Origin of the sequence: Aquabacterium olei, from assembly GCF_003100395.1 — a bacterium.
GTDB classification, from domain to species: domain Bacteria; phylum Pseudomonadota; class Gammaproteobacteria; order Burkholderiales; family Burkholderiaceae_C; genus Aquabacterium; species Aquabacterium olei.
This window is the reverse complement of sequence record NZ_CP029210.1, coordinates 1,531,391-1,546,145: the sequence shown is the minus strand read 5'-3', so window position 1 is coordinate 1,546,145 and position 14,755 is coordinate 1,531,391. Positions and strand designations below refer to the sequence as shown.

Here is a 14,755-nt window from a genome sequence, read left to right as displayed (position 1 = left end):
CTGGCGGGCTCATGGCGCCGTTTTCACGGCACGGTCAAGGGGCTGGAGTGGGTCAGGTCAGCGAAGCGGTCTGACGGTTGATCTGCACAGACTGGCCGCCTTCGACGTTCACGATGAACTTTTCGACGATGGACAGATAGCGCACCTTCACGTCCATCTGCGCATAGCCCAGGGCCACACGGTTCTGCGGGTTGTTGCTGCTGTCGATCTGCACGCTGTACGGCACGCTGCCGTCGGCGCTGCCGATCATCCCCTGCTGCCACATGCCATCGAGGAAGGCCGACACCGTGGCGCCCGCCTCCAGCCGGAACTGCGGGGTGTGCAGTCGACCGATGAACAGGCCCATGCCGCTGTTGAGCGTGTAGGCGATGTAGTTGGTCATCCGGGTGTAGTTGTCCCCGTTGGTCACCGCGTTGGAACTGGTGTTGTGGCCAAAGCGCGCCGAGAAGTACGAGCCGCCGGGCGACGGGTTCGTGATGACGTCGATGCCGGCCTGGCCGAGCTGGGTCAGCTCCGCGCCGGAATAGACCAGGCCCTTGTAGGACTGCTGGGTGCCGACGACGCCGTACAGCGGCTTGTTGAGGCTGGACTGTTCGGGCGACAGGTTGGCCAGGCGGCCGGCGATGAAACCCTGCGGGCTCACCAGGCGGACGTAGCCGTTCACGGTGTCGTTGAAGTACACCCAATCGCCAAGCAACAGTTTCATGGCATAGCTGTCGATGCCGGCCGTGCTCTTGGTGCTCACTGCGTTGGTGATGCTGTCGCCGGACGGGCCGGTGGCGATCATGTAGATGCCTTCGGCCAGGCCGAAAGACACCTGCGTGCTCCACGTGGTCGAGTCGTCGCAGTCGACCAGCATGGCAATGCTGGTGAAGGTGTTGCGCAGCGCGTACATGCCCTTGCGCGGCACGGTGTCCACGCCCACCAGCGTGCTGCCGGTGATAGTGGTGGCGCCATCGGTGCCGCCGGCCAGCGTGTAGGTCGTCAGCGAGGGGGCGGTGGTGCCGGCGCCGGCGGTGGCCACGATCAGGTCAGACGCGCCACGCACGCCGGCCTGGCCGTTGTTGATGGCCGCGGCGATGTTGACCCACAGCGCGTTGCCGGTGCCGCTGATGTTGTCGAACACCTCGGGCACATAGCCTGCGCGGGCGACCGTCACCTTGTAGGTGCTGGCCTTGGTGCCGTTGGCGATGGTCACCGTGTCACCGTTGGCCAGCGTGCCGCTGTACTTCGAGGTGAAGGTGATGCAGTTGGTCAGCACCACGATGCTGGCGGCGACGTCGGTGCCGTCGGTCACGCGCACGCATCGGAAGTTGTTCGCGCCCTGCAGGACAGCCGCGGCGACAGCCGTGCCCATGTCGTATTTCCGGGCCTGGATCGCGCCGAACTGGCGCGAGTAGCCGGCCATGTCGCCGATGGTCACCGGGTTGTTCACCGGGCCCCACTGCGCCGTGCCGACGATGCCCAGGATGTTGGTGGGCAGGCCGTTGAGCAGCGTGACGCTGGGCGGGACGATTTGGACGTAGAGATCCGGGACGATCAGCGCGGTGGTGTTGATCGAGCCCTGTTGCACAACAGGCATGCGTTGCTCCTATGGCAGAAACGAAAAAGCCCGCCAGGTGGCGGGCTCATGGGCGGGCTGGCTGGCCTTACTCGGCCGGCTCGGGGTCGGGTGCGTTCACCTTGACCACGTTGGTGGCGTTGTCGCCGTCGAGCACGGCCGCGATGGCCTCGGGCTCGGTGATTTCGCAGCCTCGGGGGTAGTCCCCAAACTCTTGGGTAACGATCAGCTTGATGGCCATGGCGTCACAGGTTGGTGGTGTTGATGGAGAGCGTGCCCACAGCAGGGTCAGCCCCTTGCGTGGTCACGTTGATGGCTTCGACAGCGACGGTCGTGGTGGTCGACACCAGCGTGGTGCTGTACTCAGCGAGGTAGACCAGATCACGCCGATAGGCGCGGTCCTTCTGTCCTGCGTCCGTCGTGGTGGATCCGCGATAGGACAAGCGGGCCTTCTGGTCTGCCAGGTTCAGGAAGGGAGCTGCTGCCAAGGCCACGTCGATGGCCGCGGCAACGTCCTTCCGGTCCTGCGGCGACGGCGCCCACACCGTGATCTGCACGGGGAAGGTCTGCGTGCGCAGGGTCCGGCTGTAGGTGCCGGTGGTGGCCACCCGGGCGGCGCCGATGCGCCCTGCAATCGGCAGGGTGAGCACAGCGCCTGCAGCCGCAGTGCCCGGCACGTCGACCGCCACCAGGGCAGCGAGCGCCGAGGCCGCGGTGGCCAGCGTGTCGGTGGTCTTCACAGCGTAGGCGTACGACTTTCCGCTGACGATGAGCACCAGGGTGTGCGGGTCGGCCGCCGTCGGGATCGACCCGGACAGCGTGATGGCCTGCCCCGCAACAGTCAGGAACAGCTTGGCCGGGCTGGTCGACAGCTCGCGCTCGTTGCCGTTCAGGTAGCGAGAAGTGACAGCCTCCCCGGGCAGCGGGAAGACCGACACGTGGGTGATGCCCGCGCCCAGGTCAGCATCGAGCTGCTGCGGCACAGGCCAGCCGGGATAGACCCGGGCGCCACCGCCAGCCACGGCGGGCTGGCTGGTGCCGTTCGGGTAGACCGCGGCGGCGATGGACGCCACCAGGGCGTCGAGCACATCGGACTGGTCAGCCATCAGGCGTGCACCTCCGTTGCGTTGATGCGCCAGCCAAGCTCGGTCAGCTCGGGCGCGGTGATGATGAACCGGCGGCCCAGGTCGTCATAGACCAGATCACCGGCAAGCAGCGTGACAGGCACGGATGGGGGCAGCAGGATCCGGCGCCCGGCCGGCATCACGCCGCCAGGCAGGCCCAGGCCCTGCCCTCCCCCGCCGCCACCCAACAGGATGGAGGCGGGCCAGTGCGTGGCCGGGTCAGTGGAGCCGATCACCGGCACCTCGGCGGCCGTTTGCAAGCCACCATAGCCAACTGCCCCGACAGCCGCCTGCAGCTGTTGGCGCACCACCCGGATGGTCCGGGTGCACTCCACCATCAGCACCGGCAGCAGCGGCTGCTTGGCCGCCACGAAGTAGGTGCCCGTGCCGTTGGTGATGTAGTCCCCGGCCTGGATGGCCGATGCGTTGATGAGTGCGTACCACGTTGCATCCCCGTATTCGTTCGGCTTGTGGAAGCCGTAGGAAGGCGAGCTGTCCAGCGCGGCCAGGATGCTGGCCACCTTGTTTCCGGCGGCCAGCGGACTGTCGGCGCCTGCTGGCCGGTACTGGTCGAACGACGTGCCGATGATGGCCGCCGCCTTGGCATAGCCGGCGTACACCTTCTGTTGGATTGCGGCGCCGTCCATGTCACACCACCAGCGTCAGGCCGCCGTCGCCCAGCTCGGGGCCAGGCGGGATGCCCAGGAACGAGCAGAACTCGCGGCGCTGCTGGCGATACAGCCGGGTGCGGTCGCGGACCTCGTTAGGGTTGCGCGTCCACACCGCGGCCGATGCGGTGTCAAGGTTGGCGCCCGCGGCCACCACGGCAGTCTCGAGCTGTTGCAGGTTGGCCAGGAACGTGCGGGCCACGGCTTCCTCGGCCGTGCCCAGCGTGTTCATCTTGTATTCCAGCGTCCCGTAACGGGTGCTGAAACGGTAGCCCGACGCCGGCAGGGGCTGGCCGCCGCCATAGGCGCCATACCCACAGAAGCGTCGAATGTCCACCTTCTCGGCGTCGGTGAAGGCCATTACACGGGCTCCCCGTAGGCCGTCACGGGCGCATCACGCAACAGCAGCAGCTCGATTTCTGCCGGGTCGGTGACGACCGCGCCCGGCGACCACATGCGCAGATCGCCGCCGTTTTCTTCGTCATAGAAGCCGTACAGGCTTTCCACCACAACGCGGGTCACGGTGAACTCCGGCATGGGCTCGCCGTTGAGCTTGGTGGCCGGCTCGGCCGCCTTGGGATTCTTCGATGCCATGGGCATTCCTCGGTCGATGGTTGAACCAGGCAGGGGCCGAAGCCCCCGCCATCACGTCACGTCAGCGATCAGACGTGCTCGATCACCACGGCGCGCTTGAGGTACTGAGCACCAGCGGTCGGGATGATGTTGCTGTTCGCCGTCGCGTCGGTCGGGGCGACGAAACCACCGATCCAGAACCACGATTGCGAAACGATCTGGCTCAGGCGGTCCAGCGGGCCGCGGACGACTTGCGCCACGCCGTCGACCATCTGGATTTCGCTGTTGATGCCGGCCGTTTCGCTGGCCTTCTGCGTCATGCCCGCGAAGTCGCCTTCGACCAGAGCGCCAGGCGCCACCAGCACCGGGCGGCGCACCGTCAGCGTGGTGGTGACTTGGTGCTGCTGCACCGGCGCCTCGGTCGTCGGGATGAAGTTCACGCCCATCAGCTGGAACACCTGGCCGCGCTTGGCTTCGGTGCTGCCGTACTGACCTTGGTACAGCTGCTTGAAATCGGCATCCGAGAACAGCTGACGCATCGACACGTTGTCGAGGTACAGGTTGAACATCTGATCCATGATGCCGGTGTTGTTGCGCAGCTGGGCCACCGCGTCCTCGATCACCGACAGGGTGAGCACGTCGGTCGAGGCCAGGGCGCGCTGGGTGGTCGTGCCGCCAAAGGCCGAGCCGCCGGACCACTTGCCGTTGGGGCGCAGCAGCACCGGGGCATTGGTGTGGTAGACCACGTTGCCCAGCGTGCCGTTGGCAGTCGTCACGTTCGTGGAGAACGTCAGGGTGCCCGAAATGCCGCCGAAGGTGGTGGACACGTTGGTGCCGTCGCGGGTGACGCCGGTCAGGGTGTAGGTGGTCGAGCCAACCAGCACCGTGGCAGTGTTGGTGCCGGACACGCTCACGAACTTGCCGCCCACCAGCACGTTCTCGAAGCCGCGCACGTCGTCCACGCTGATGGTGGCAGCAGCGGCGCCAAGCGAGACACGCACGAAGGTGTTGCCGCCCTGGTAGGCCGCGAACAGCGCATTGCGGGCCAGGCGGTCGAGCGACTGGCGGGCCTGCGTGCCGTTGGTGCGGGCGTTGGCCAGGAACTGGTTGGCGATGCCCACCTGGCTGGTGACCACGTTCAGGTCGATGGTGTCAGCGTACTGGTCGATGCCCAGGGTGTACTGCTCCACGGTGAACGAGCTGGCGGTGAGGCCGTTGTCCAGCCCGGTGTTGGAGCTGGGCGTCATCGGCGTGGTGACCGGAGCCTTGAGGCCGCGGCGGGTCTTGGTGACCGTTTCGCCGACGTTGATGTTGACCACTTCGCGGTCAGCGATGGCGCGGAAGCCGAGGCCCGACGTCAGGCCGTCTTGGAATTCGCGCTCGAGGAAACCCTGCTGGATTGCAGCTTGCAGGGCGGTGGGCATGTTCTGGATAGCCATGTGGTGTGCTCCAAAGGTGTGATGAAGAAGTCACTCCCCTGGGCGTCAGGCCCCGATGGAAGGTTGCGCATGCGTGGCGCTCTCAGGAAGAACGAAACCGCACCCCCGCCAAGCCGTCAGGCCGGGCGCTGGTGCGGTTTTCGTGGGTGGGTGAAGGGCTGCGGGTGGATCAGCTGCCGAACTGCGCCAGGAACTGCGATTTGCTCGCGGCGTACTGGCCCGGGTCGGTGATGGTCTTCGCGTTGGTGGCGGCCGGCGGCGTGCTGGCCGGCGGGGTGGCCGGGGTCGAGGTGCTGGCCTGGCCGAACAGGTAGGGCTTGGCTTCCTTGAGGCCCTTGAACAGATCTTCGGCGCCTTCCACTTCGCCCTGGTCGTTCAGCTTGACTTTGGACAGATCTGCCAGCTTGAGCGCATCGAGGTCGACCAGGCCGGCCTTGATGGCGTGGGCCTTCAGCTCGGAGCGCAGGATGCGGTCGTTGGCCGCCTTCTCAGCAGCGGTCACCTTGCCGTCGGCATCCTTGCCGGCCTTCTCGGCGGCTTCCTTGAGGGTGGCGTTCTCGCCTTTCAGCGTCTGGTACTTCTCGCGCCAGCTGCGGTTTTCTTCGCGCAGCTCGCGGACGTACTCAGCGGAGAAGGTCTGCGCCTGGCCGGTCGAGGCAGGCGGCGTGCTGGCGCCACCGCCACCGCCACCGGAGCCGCCCTCGCCACCGTTGGCCTGCTCCATGTAGACGGCCATGCTGGCGGCCATGAGTGCGAATCGTGCAAATCGTGCGACGTACATGCTGGGTTACTCCTTGTTGGTGTCGATGACGTGCTGCAGCTCTGCAGCCTCGGGGCCGGCGTGGCCTGCGCGCACAGCGTCGTAGTGCTGCGACAGGTTGATGTGAATGCCGATGGACAGCATTTCGTTGGCGCGGGCGTGGTTCACGCCATGGGCCGCCAGTGCCACGGTGCCGTCTTCGTTGGACAGCAGCACGATGCAGCCAGGCACAGCCAGCTTCTTGCACAGGAAGGGGGCGACGTTGCCCATGTGCAGGTCGGGGGCGCCGGCGATCAGCTCGGGCGAGGGTGCAGAGTTCGTCATCAGGACTTTCTCGGTTGCAATGAAAAAGGCCCGCATCAGCGGGCCCGGTGGGGAACAGTCGCGGCTGTTGCCGCCTGTTGGGTCAGAGGTCGTACAAGCTCACGGACAGCACGCACTGCGCCGGCACGGAGGTGGCCAGGGTCAGCGCAATGCGCACCTTCTTGCCGACGGGGTACAGCTGCATCATCACGGAGCTGGCTGCGGCGCTGGACGTGCTGCCGCCGGTCTGCACCTGGCTTGCCGTCTTGATCGCCAGCATCGGCTGGATGGCCGGGCCGCTGTCCACGCAGGTGACGGTCAGCGTGTCGGCGTTGGCGGTGTTGGTCCGCTTGCTGGCCACGATGGTGCGGCACCAGTCGGGCACGTCGACGTCGAAGTACACGGTGTCGCCGACGGCCAGGCCGCCCTGTGCGAGCACGTTCACGTGCCGCTCATAGCGGTAGGCCAGCTGCGGCTTGAGGACTTCCAGCACCGTGGCGCTGGCGTTTTGGGTGAGGTCGTAGGTGGCCATGCGTCAGCCTCAGAAGGGGTACCACGTCGTGGCGGTGGAGTTGGCCGGCTGGCCTGCTGCGTTGTTCCAGACCAGCTCGATGGACTCACCAGCGGCAAAGCTCGTTTTGGCCAGCGGGCTGACGGATCCGGTGGAGGCCGCCCAGGTCACGGTGCACGCAGCGCCGAACACGATGCGGCGGCGCTCGCCATCCGCGTTGCCGGTGGCCATGGTCACCGTGATGGCCGCTGCCGGCGAGGTGATGAGGGTGGACAGCTTGCCGCCGGTGATGGTGATGGCCGCATTGCCGGCCGTCACATCGACCACGCGGGCGGTCGAGTAGGTGCGCTGCTCAGACGACGCCGTGGCGCCGCTGACGTTGAGGCCGCCGTTCGCCGAGAGCGACTGGTTGAACGTCTTGGCGCCCGTGATGGTCTGCGCGCCGGCGATGCTGACAAAGGCGCCGGTCACCCACGACTGCACGCTGTTGATGAAGGTGCGCCACCAGCTGGGCGTGGTGTCGGTCGGCAGAATGGCCAGCTCGCTGGCGATGGCTGCGCCGTCGTCATAGAGCTGCTTGGCCTGCGCGTCGGTCACGTTCTGCGTGGTGCCGACGGCCAGGCTGTATCGGTTGGTCTGCGTGATGAAAACAGAGGGCATCAGTCTTCCTTCCCTGGCTCATTGCCGGGTTTGGGTTCGGGGTCGGGCTTCGCGTCGGGCATCGGGCCGTCTGCCTTGATCTGGCGCAGCTCGTCGGCCGCATCCGCGACCTCGTAGCAGGTGGCCAGGGCCTTCACGGCGGTTTCCTGCGACAGCAGCTGACGGCCCCCGGTTGCATCCTTGAGCGTGGCCACCTCCAGCTGTTTGTCGCTGTAGGTGGGCGCGTACCAGTGGGGCCAACGCAGCGTGAGGCGGTCGCCGCTTTTCAGCTCCGGCACCTTCTCGCCCAGGCTGTCGACCAGCTCATGCTTGGCCCGCGCCTGCATGGCCATGCGGAGCAGGCGCAGCAGCGCCGTGCCGTAGCTGGTGCGCAGCTTGTCGGCCAGCCAGATGAGAGACTGATTCATCAGCTCCATGGCCCGGCCGGACTGTGCAGCACTCAGCTTGTCGGCGTTCGATCGGTTGCCGTGAGCACCCTCCAGGGCCAGCTCGCGGCAGGCCCGGACGTACTCAAGAACGGCCGCCGCGGCGCCGCCTGTGATTTCCAGCATCTTGGCGTCACCCTCGGGGCCCACCACCACGGCATTGCCGGCGCTGCGGATCACCTGGCCGTCGTTGTCCACGGCGGGCTCTCGGATCATCAGCGTGGGGTCGCCGGCGTACTTCAAGGCCCGGCCGGCCTGCGACAGCTGGTAGTCCAGCTCGATCATGGTGTCCACGGCTTCGTCGGGGAACGTGCATGCCCCGTCGACGCCGTTGCCGCCTGGCAGGTTCTTCACCCACACCAGCGGGACGAAGCCCAGGCCGTGCGTCGTGGTCTTGGCGGCGTCCACCGGCCAGTCGGCCGCCTCAGCTTCTGGCGTGCCGCACTTGACCGGCATGTGCCACACCTCGGCGGCGTCGGTGAAGTCGCGCCGAAACCAGTAGTCGCTCTCGGCGTCGTCCTTGGGCACGGTGTAGCCCATGCCCGCCAGCACCTTGCCCTTGACCTTGTACTGCTCGCGCACCATGGCCAGCGTGTCCGGCGCGTCTGCGCGCCAGGTTGGCGCCAGAAACTGCGTGTCATAGACAGCCCAAAACAGCCGGCCGGACAGCACGCGCATGTGGATGGCCACCGAGCCCACCGAGCCGCGGGTGGCTGCGTCGACCATGATGGCGGGCAGCTCCGTGTCGCGGACCAGGGCCGTGAGGGCATCACGGGTCGCCTCATCGGTGCACTCGATGGCCGGGAAGTGGCCGTCTGCGAACAGCAGGGAAACGCTGTCATCGACCACCACGCGGCACAGGTTGTAGCGCACCGAGGGGCGGCGCTGGCGCAGCGGGATGTACTGGCCGGAGTCGTCCTTTTCGACGTGGAACGGTCGAATCAGGCTGGCATACAGCTGGCCGTCACGCACCGCGATGCGCATGGCCAGCTCATGCTGGCGCTCGGGATAGTCCCGGTCGCGCCGCGCCGTCTGTTTGAAGTCTTGAAAGTCCATGGCGTCAGCCCGTCACCGGGCCATGTGGTAGTTCGGCACGGCCTTCATCGGCTCGCGCTTACGGATGAGGGGCTGCAGCGCGTAGCGCACCGCATCCCACCAGTGGTTGTGCGCATCGACCAGCACCGGCAGCACGTCGCTGGTCAGCTTGTCGACCTTGTAGGACCACAGTCGAGCCTCTTGAATGACGTTCTTGCACCGCTCATGGATCACGATGGCCTTGAGGCCACGCAACCAGGCAATGCCGTCTTCCACGCTGCCGGGCCACTTGTCGGCCGCGATGATGCGCAGCCCCGGGTTGCCCTTGCGGTCAGGCTTGGCGACGTGAGAGATGGTTTCCGGCCGACTGTTGTCTGCGCGGATCACGCGACTGTCGGCACCAGGCAGGCGCCGGATAACCGTGTTCAGCTCGTCCAGCTCGATGCCCTGCCCGCCCACCTCGTAGTCGATGAAAAGCGTGTTGTCCTTGATCCAGCAGCGCACGCCCGCCGACGGGTCGACCGAGAAACCCCAATCCATGCCGTAGTACGGGCCATCAGCCCCGGCCATGTCCTTGTCGGTGAAGCTGTCAATGCGCCACTTGCCGTTGAGCACCTGGGCATCGCTGCGCTGGCGTGGCTGGCCGCACCAAACATGCAGATAGGCGTCGGTGTCGACGCTGCGCAGGTACTCCATTTCCTTGCGCAGCTCGTCGGGGAACCATGGGTTATCCCAATAGTTGATTTCGACGCGCCGCATGTCCGGCGGCGTGCCCAGCACGAACCGCTTGTAAGTCGGGTCGGCCTCGTCTGCCGGGTTGAAGCTCACCCACAGCTCGGATCCGGGCTTGCGGATCGTGGGAATCAACAGCTCCCAGGATGCATCGGAAACCTTCTCGGCTTCCTCGATCCAGGCAATGTCGATGCCCTCCATCGACTTGATGTTGCGGACGTTGCGCGCCAGGCCCTCGAAGACAAACCGGCTGTCGTTGAACAGGCACGTTATCTCGCGCTTCTGAACCTTGAAGTACGGGCCCAGGCCCATGGCGTCGATCTGGTCGACCAGCAGCCGATACACCGAGTCTTCGATGCTCGTCTGGAACTCCCGCGTGCACAGCACCCGGGTCGACTGCATGATGGCGCGCAGCAGCAGCCGGCGGGCGAAGCCCCATGACTTCGCACCACCCCGGCCGCCGTGGGCCACCCGGTAGCGTGCTTTGCCGTCGAACAGCGCCGTGAGCTTGGCCGGCTCGTTGAGCTGTTCATGCACAGCCATGCGAACGGCCGCAACCATCAGGCGCTCCCGGCCTGGCCAGCCATCGTGTGGGCCTTGCCCGTGGTGTTGGCCGACAGCAGGTGATCCAGAGAGCCCTGCGGCGCCTGGCTGTTGATCGTGAAGACGACCGGCGGCGGCGGCGGTGGCGGCGGCGGTGGGTCTTCCTTCGGCATCTTGATGCTGATGCCCTTGCGCGTGGCGTGCAGGAAGACCAGGGCGGCGTAGTTGCCCTCAAGGGCCAGCGCGCACATCGCATGCTGCAGGCGCGCATCCATCGACGCGGCACCGTTGGCCAGCTCGTCGCCGAAATACTTGCGCAGCGTTTCGTCGCTGATCTTCACGCCCAGCTCGGCGGCCAGCACACCCACGATGGTGTCGTGGCTGCAGCCGGCTCCCGCGCATTCCTTGACCAGCTCGCGCATGTCGTCCGTTGGCTGGAACGGCGGGCGCCCTGGCTTGCGCTTCTCGGTCGTGGCGGCTTTCGCCTTCTTGGTGGCCGCCTTCCTCGCTGGACGCGGCTTGTTCGACGTGTCCATATCTTGGCTCATGGCGGTGAACAAAAAGATGAGCAGACAGCCCGCCATCCGGCTTGCCGCTGCTCGCTGTTGGGTGCCATCCCCTGCCGCGTCCCCGGTGTTGGTGTCCCGGGCGCTCGTCTATCCACATGGATGGCTGCTGGCGTTTCTGGTGCGCCACCTCACCCTGACGGGCTGGCCAGCAATGGCGCGTCCCCTGCCTGCGCTGCCTTCCTCCCTCCCGGGGGTTGGCGCTCGCCCGATGCCCCGAGCGGGCAAGTGCTGGGCGATGGCGCGGCCTGGTGGGGCTGCTTTCTTGATCCTGTTTTGATCGAGGGCGCCGGTGCTGATACTCCGGCCCGCTTCAAGGTCGCTGGATGTTTGTGGTTGCGAGGTGCCCGCGTTGCCCCCTTTTGGGGGTGTCCAAGCGGCAAGGGCCGCCCCGCTGCACCCATTGCGATCCGAGCGCATGCAGCTACATGCGTCTGCCCTCACGTATGGCAACGGCCCTTGGACTCGAACCAAGACCGCACGGGTTTGGAGCCCGGCATCCTGCCAATTGGACTAGGCCGTCATGGCATACGTGAGGGGGCACCCAGGGGAATCGAACCCCTGTCATTCGCCTGGCTGTGCAAAGCCGTTGGCCAGGTTGCAAACCTGCAGTGCCATGAAAGAAGCCGGCTAACAGTTGCCTGTTGCCGGCTGTTGGTGCGGCTGTTGGTCAGCTACCCGAGCTGCGGGCCTTGCCACCACCCGAAGCCTTGGGGGCCTTGCGCTGCGGGTTCATGTAGGGCTTGGCGTAAGCCGGCACCCCCTTCATGCCACCCACACCGCGGCCCTTCGGCTTGATGAGGAACTTGGAAGCCATTTCGGTTCTCCGTGTGAGCACGACAAAAAGCCCGCAGGGCTCTCACCCGGCGGGCACCAATGGGGCGGGAGCATCCCCGCCGGTATCAGCCTGTTATCGCGCCAGGCCGAGCCATGTCTTGTCCAGCTTGCTGCTGGTGTTGTAGGGCACTTCCACGCGATCCAGCTCGATGCCCAGCGCCTTGGCCAGCATCCAGCCGTCGATGTACTTGTCCCCGTCGTCCTTCAATCCGAACTTCTCGCGCAGCGCGGCCAGGAACTGGTCTTTCTGGCTGCGGGACTGGAAGCACGTGGCAAACCAGTATTCGGTGTCGGTGGCCAGAAAGAACCGATCGGTTTCATTGCGCGCCCGATCCCGGAAACCCGCCTCCGCTTCGGTCAGCACCTCGGCGGCGTGTTCTTCCAGCGTCTGGTCGTCTTCGGGCTCCGGCTGCTTGCCCTTGCCGATGCCCAGCGTGCCGGGCCCACCCGACAGGCGGCTGGTGGCGCCTGCGCCGCCGAATGAGACTTTGACGTTGCCCAGCTTGGCCGTTGCCTTGCCGCTCAGAAACTTGCTCATGCCTGTGCCCTCTTGTCGTACCGGTACAGCTCCAGCTCGGCCAGCGGGAACCAGTCAAGGATCCGCTGGAAGTCGCGGGGGAAGTGCTCGCGGATCTGGATGAGAAACCGCAAGTCGATGCCGTCGAAGGTGCGGCCAAACAGCCGGTAGTCCACCGGGAGCTTCACGCCGGCGCGCTCGATGGCCTCGGCCAGCCTGGCCTTGTTCCAATCGAACACCGGGTAATACTGGCCCTTGGTCCACGTGATGGCGCCGCGCTTCTTGAAGTGCATGTACCGCAGCGGCGAGTCGGCGGCACGCACACCGCTGGCCGTCAGCACCTCATCGCCCATGCCCAGCTCGGCCTTGATGGCGTCCGTCACTTCCTTGTAGTCGTGCTCGGCCATGTCGAGCCGGTCAAGCACAGACACACGATCAGGCGGCTGGAACACCAGCGCATTGAGCATGCGGGGCAGCGACGGGTGAGGCAGTCGGATGATGCGGCGCCCGCCGAACAGCGTGCGCTCATAGTAGTCCAACGACTCATCCACGAACTCGAGGCCCGGGACGAGATAGAGGTAGTACGGCACCACCTCATCGAAGTGATCCCGGATGGCCAGGTGCGCGCCTATCGCGTCCTTGCCGCATGAGAAGGACAGCAGCGTGCGCGGCGACATGGCCCGCACCTTGGCAATCACCTGCTCCGACGTTTCGGAGAAGCGCGACAGCCCGCCGCCGTCTGGTGGCTCGGTTTTGTTCATCTTGGGTTGCTTGGTCTGACCCCGGATCCCGGGGCATGGGCAGCAGTCTGCCGGCCGGCCGCCCCGCTGGCCACTGTCGACCAGGGCGAAACCACACCAGCACCCCGCGGGATACAAAAAAACAACGAATTCTGTCGCTTTACAGCAACATTGCTACCCCTTGGGAGCATTTATTTCGCATCCATCCGGGTTGCATTGCTACCTGCCGGGTATATTTGAGTCCTGGCAGCAATGCCGACGCTCTTTAACAACCAGCACACAGCAATGACCCCTGCGCCCGGGGTGCGCCATGCGAAAGCAGGCGGCCGGGCAAGCGCCGAGGGCTCCGGGTGGAGTCGCAACGCTACAGGCGCAGGGCAGCTAACCGGCGGCAAACCATGTAAGCCCGCCGGCCCAAGGGGCAACCCTTGAATGCTTCCGCACGGGGAGCATTCAAGGAGTGCTCACAGAAGCACGTTCCACAACCCGCACAACCGGAGTGAACCATGACTGTGCAAGTTTTCAATCTGTCGAACATCACCAAAGACGGCCTGGTCGAGCTGGCAAGACACCTGGGCGTCAAGCGCGACTATGACCGCATCCTGAAAAGCGAGCTGGTCGCCATGCTGCGCAGCTTCGGCACCGAGAAGCTGCTGGACGCAGCCCGCGCCGTCTGCGAAGCCGAGGGCGAGGCGTTCGACGCCGACGACTGGCTGACCGACGAAGCCGACCCGCAGGAAATCGTCGACGACGAGCCGCCCAAGGCGGCCGCACCGAAGGCGAAGACCAAGCCGGCGCCTGCCGCGTCTGCCGCCCCCGATGTTGGCCATGTGGCCACGATGCTGGCGCAGCTGCTGGCAGCGGGCAGCGTCAACGAAGACGGCGTGCGCGCCATCGTTCGCCCCATGCTGGACGAGCAGGCGATTGACCTGTGCAACCGACTCGGCGCCGCAACGCATGAGGTCGTGAAGCAGGCCCTTGCCGGCATGCCGCCCCGCGAGATTCTGGTGAAGTCGGAGCGTGCCGAAGTCAAGCTGACCGGCCGCCAGCACAAGAATTTCGAGCAGCTGCTGCAGGTTGCCGCAGCACGCCAGCCGGACGGCCACCGCCTCAACGTGTGGCTGTATGGCCCCCCGGGCACCGGCAAGACGACCGCGGCCCGCAACGTGGCCAAGGCCCTCGGCCTGGCGTTCCACTGCAACGGGGCGCTGGCCACCAAGTACGAGCTGACCGGCTTCATCGACGCGCAGGGCACGTACCAGGGCACCGAGTTCCGCAAGGCATGGGAGCACGGCGGCGTGTACCTGTTCGATGAAATCGACGGCAGCGTGCCGGCCGCGGCGGTCGCGTTCAACGCGGCGCTGGCCAACGGCGTGATGGCCTTCCCTGACGGGATGATCGAGCGGCACCCCGACTGCGTGGTGATCGCCGCAGCGAACACCATTCACGGGGCCACAGCCGAGTTCACCGGCCGCATGAAGCTGGACGCCGCCACCATCGACCGTTTCGTGATGCTGGATTGGCCGATTGACGAGCAGCTTGAGGTCGAGCTTTCCGGCAATACCGAATGGGCCCGCTTCGTTCAGCGTACGCGCCGCAAGGCCGCCGAGCAGGGCCTGAAAGTGGCCATCACCCCCCGCGCCACGATCTACGGCGCTTCCCTGCTGGCGCAGGGCCTGCCCGTCGACACCGTGAAGTCCATGGTGCTGCGCAAGGGCATCAACGATCAGCAGTGGCACGCCATCACGGCCTGACACACCC

General features: G+C 66.1%; 18 protein-coding genes and 1 tRNA gene. 1 reads left to right on the top strand and 18 read right to left on the bottom strand.

Annotated features, from left to right (window positions below; genetic code table 11):
• Positions 1 to 52: 52 nt before the first annotated feature.
• From DEH84_RS07030 to DEH84_RS06955, 18 genes are all read right to left on the bottom strand, one after another.
• On the bottom strand, positions 53 to 1,582 hold the full coding sequence (locus tag DEH84_RS07030) for a phage tail protein (protein WP_109036023.1): 1,530 nt from the start codon (positions 1,580 to 1,582) through the stop codon (positions 53 to 55).
• Between the two features lie 67 nt (positions 1,583 to 1,649).
• Complete coding sequence (locus DEH84_RS19100) at positions 1,650 to 1,802, bottom strand: hypothetical protein (protein WP_159098897.1); 153 nt, start codon at positions 1,800 to 1,802, stop codon at positions 1,650 to 1,652.
• Positions 1,803 to 1,806: 4 nt separating this feature from the next.
• Positions 1,807 to 2,667: a hypothetical protein gene (locus DEH84_RS07025; protein WP_109036021.1), complete on the bottom strand. Its 861-nt coding sequence runs from the start codon at positions 2,665 to 2,667 to the stop codon at positions 1,807 to 1,809.
• Positions 2,667 to 3,332 (bottom strand): hypothetical protein, encoded by a 666-nt coding sequence (locus DEH84_RS07020; RefSeq protein WP_109036019.1) that lies wholly within the window; start codon positions 3,330 to 3,332, stop codon positions 2,667 to 2,669. The genes DEH84_RS07025 and DEH84_RS07020 overlap by 1 nt, the downstream gene beginning before the upstream one ends.
• Position 3,333: 1 nt before the next feature.
• Complete coding sequence (locus DEH84_RS07015; RefSeq protein WP_109036017.1) at positions 3,334 to 3,714, bottom strand: hypothetical protein; 381 nt, start codon at positions 3,712 to 3,714, stop codon at positions 3,334 to 3,336.
• The gene (locus DEH84_RS07010; RefSeq protein ID WP_159098896.1) at positions 3,714 to 3,947 is read right to left on the bottom strand and encodes a hypothetical protein; all 234 of its coding nucleotides are present in this window, start codon (positions 3,945 to 3,947) and stop codon (positions 3,714 to 3,716) included. The genes DEH84_RS07015 and DEH84_RS07010 overlap by 1 nt, the downstream gene beginning before the upstream one ends.
• A gap of 68 nt (positions 3,948 to 4,015) precedes the next feature.
• Positions 4,016 to 5,365: a DUF4043 domain-containing protein gene (locus DEH84_RS07005; protein WP_109036013.1), complete on the bottom strand. Its 1,350-nt coding sequence runs from the start codon at positions 5,363 to 5,365 to the stop codon at positions 4,016 to 4,018.
• Between the two features lie 169 nt (positions 5,366 to 5,534).
• Positions 5,535 to 6,146, bottom strand: a complete 612-nt coding sequence (locus tag DEH84_RS07000) for a phage scaffolding protein (protein WP_109036011.1) — start codon at positions 6,144 to 6,146, stop codon at positions 5,535 to 5,537.
• Between the two features lie 6 nt (positions 6,147 to 6,152).
• Entirely contained in the window at positions 6,153 to 6,449 is a 297-nt protein-coding gene (locus DEH84_RS06995; RefSeq protein WP_109036009.1) for a hypothetical protein, read from the bottom strand.
• Positions 6,450 to 6,531: 82 nt separating this feature from the next.
• Positions 6,532 to 6,960 carry a hypothetical protein gene (locus DEH84_RS06990; RefSeq protein ID WP_109036007.1) on the bottom strand — a complete coding sequence of 143 codons (429 nt, stop codon included), beginning with the start codon at positions 6,958 to 6,960 and terminating at the stop codon, positions 6,532 to 6,534.
• 9 nt (positions 6,961 to 6,969) lie between these two features.
• On the bottom strand, positions 6,970 to 7,599 hold the full coding sequence (locus tag DEH84_RS06985) for a hypothetical protein (protein WP_109036006.1): 630 nt from the start codon (positions 7,597 to 7,599) through the stop codon (positions 6,970 to 6,972).
• Positions 7,599 to 9,080, bottom strand: a complete 1,482-nt coding sequence (locus tag DEH84_RS06980; RefSeq protein ID WP_109036004.1) for a phage portal protein — start codon at positions 9,078 to 9,080, stop codon at positions 7,599 to 7,601. Before DEH84_RS06980 ends, DEH84_RS06985 begins: the two co-directional genes overlap by 1 nt.
• 12 nt (positions 9,081 to 9,092) lie before the next feature.
• A complete protein-coding gene (locus DEH84_RS06975) occupies positions 9,093 to 10,352 on the bottom strand; it encodes a PBSX family phage terminase large subunit (protein ID WP_218929768.1) in 1,260 nt (419 codons plus the stop codon).
• Complete coding sequence (locus DEH84_RS19095) at positions 10,352 to 10,882, bottom strand: hypothetical protein (RefSeq protein WP_159098895.1); 531 nt, start codon at positions 10,880 to 10,882, stop codon at positions 10,352 to 10,354. The genes DEH84_RS06975 and DEH84_RS19095 overlap by 1 nt, the downstream gene beginning before the upstream one ends.
• Positions 10,883 to 11,347: 465 nt before the next feature.
• Positions 11,348 to 11,423 (bottom strand) — tRNA-Trp (locus DEH84_RS06965).
• A gap of 147 nt (positions 11,424 to 11,570) precedes the next feature.
• A complete protein-coding gene (locus DEH84_RS19090) occupies positions 11,571 to 11,717 on the bottom strand; it encodes a hypothetical protein (RefSeq protein ID WP_159098894.1) in 147 nt (48 codons plus the stop codon).
• Between the two features lie 93 nt (positions 11,718 to 11,810).
• The gene (locus DEH84_RS06960; protein ID WP_109036000.1) at positions 11,811 to 12,275 is read right to left on the bottom strand and encodes a hypothetical protein; all 465 of its coding nucleotides are present in this window, start codon (positions 12,273 to 12,275) and stop codon (positions 11,811 to 11,813) included.
• On the bottom strand, positions 12,272 to 13,015 hold the full coding sequence (locus tag DEH84_RS06955; protein WP_245932703.1) for a phosphoadenosine phosphosulfate reductase: 744 nt from the start codon (positions 13,013 to 13,015) through the stop codon (positions 12,272 to 12,274). Before DEH84_RS06955 ends, DEH84_RS06960 begins: the two co-directional genes overlap by 4 nt.
• 485 nt (positions 13,016 to 13,500) lie before the next feature.
• On the opposite strand from DEH84_RS06955, the gene DEH84_RS06950 reads away from it, so the two are divergent.
• Positions 13,501 to 14,748 carry an AAA family ATPase gene (locus tag DEH84_RS06950; RefSeq protein WP_109035998.1) on the top strand — a complete coding sequence of 416 codons (1,248 nt, stop codon included), beginning with the start codon at positions 13,501 to 13,503 and terminating at the stop codon, positions 14,746 to 14,748.
• The last annotated feature ends 7 nt before the right edge of the window (positions 14,749 to 14,755 follow it).

Coding starts and splice junctions, on each gene's coding strand:
- DEH84_RS06980 (WP_109036004.1), bottom strand. CDS start 9,080: ATGGACTTTCAAGACTTCAAACAGACGGCGCGGCGCGACCGGGACTAT.
- DEH84_RS19100 (WP_159098897.1), bottom strand. CDS start 1,802: ATGGCCATCAAGCTGATCGTTACCCAAGAGTTTGGGGACTACCCCCGA.
- DEH84_RS06975 (WP_218929768.1), bottom strand. CDS start 10,352: ATGGTTGCGGCCGTTCGCATGGCTGTGCATGAACAGCTCAACGAGCCG.
- DEH84_RS06995 (WP_109036009.1), bottom strand. CDS start 6,449: ATGACGAACTCTGCACCCTCGCCCGAGCTGATCGCCGGCGCCCCCGAC.
- DEH84_RS06955 (WP_245932703.1), bottom strand. CDS start 13,015: ATGAACAAAACCGAGCCACCAGACGGCGGCGGGCTGTCGCGCTTCTCC.
- DEH84_RS19090 (WP_159098894.1), bottom strand. CDS start 11,717: ATGGCTTCCAAGTTCCTCATCAAGCCGAAGGGCCGCGGTGTGGGTGGC.
- DEH84_RS07030 (WP_109036023.1), bottom strand. CDS start 1,582: ATGCCTGTTGTGCAACAGGGCTCGATCAACACCACCGCGCTGATCGTC.
- DEH84_RS07005 (WP_109036013.1), bottom strand. CDS start 5,365: ATGGCTATCCAGAACATGCCCACCGCCCTGCAAGCTGCAATCCAGCAG.
- DEH84_RS06985 (WP_109036006.1), bottom strand. CDS start 7,599: ATGCCCTCTGTTTTCATCACGCAGACCAACCGATACAGCCTGGCCGTC.
- DEH84_RS07000 (WP_109036011.1), bottom strand. CDS start 6,146: ATGTACGTCGCACGATTTGCACGATTCGCACTCATGGCCGCCAGCATG.
- DEH84_RS07015 (WP_109036017.1), bottom strand. CDS start 3,714: ATGGCCTTCACCGACGCCGAGAAGGTGGACATTCGACGCTTCTGTGGG.
- DEH84_RS07020 (WP_109036019.1), bottom strand. CDS start 3,332: ATGGACGGCGCCGCAATCCAACAGAAGGTGTACGCCGGCTATGCCAAG.
- DEH84_RS07025 (WP_109036021.1), bottom strand. CDS start 2,667: ATGGCTGACCAGTCCGATGTGCTCGACGCCCTGGTGGCGTCCATCGCC.
- DEH84_RS06960 (WP_109036000.1), bottom strand. CDS start 12,275: ATGAGCAAGTTTCTGAGCGGCAAGGCAACGGCCAAGCTGGGCAACGTC.
- DEH84_RS06990 (WP_109036007.1), bottom strand. CDS start 6,960: ATGGCCACCTACGACCTCACCCAAAACGCCAGCGCCACGGTGCTGGAA.
- DEH84_RS19095 (WP_159098895.1), bottom strand. CDS start 10,882: ATGAGCCAAGATATGGACACGTCGAACAAGCCGCGTCCAGCGAGGAAG.
- DEH84_RS07010 (WP_159098896.1), bottom strand. CDS start 3,947: ATGGCATCGAAGAATCCCAAGGCGGCCGAGCCGGCCACCAAGCTCAAC.
- DEH84_RS06950 (WP_109035998.1), top strand. CDS start 13,501: ATGACTGTGCAAGTTTTCAATCTGTCGAACATCACCAAAGACGGCCTG.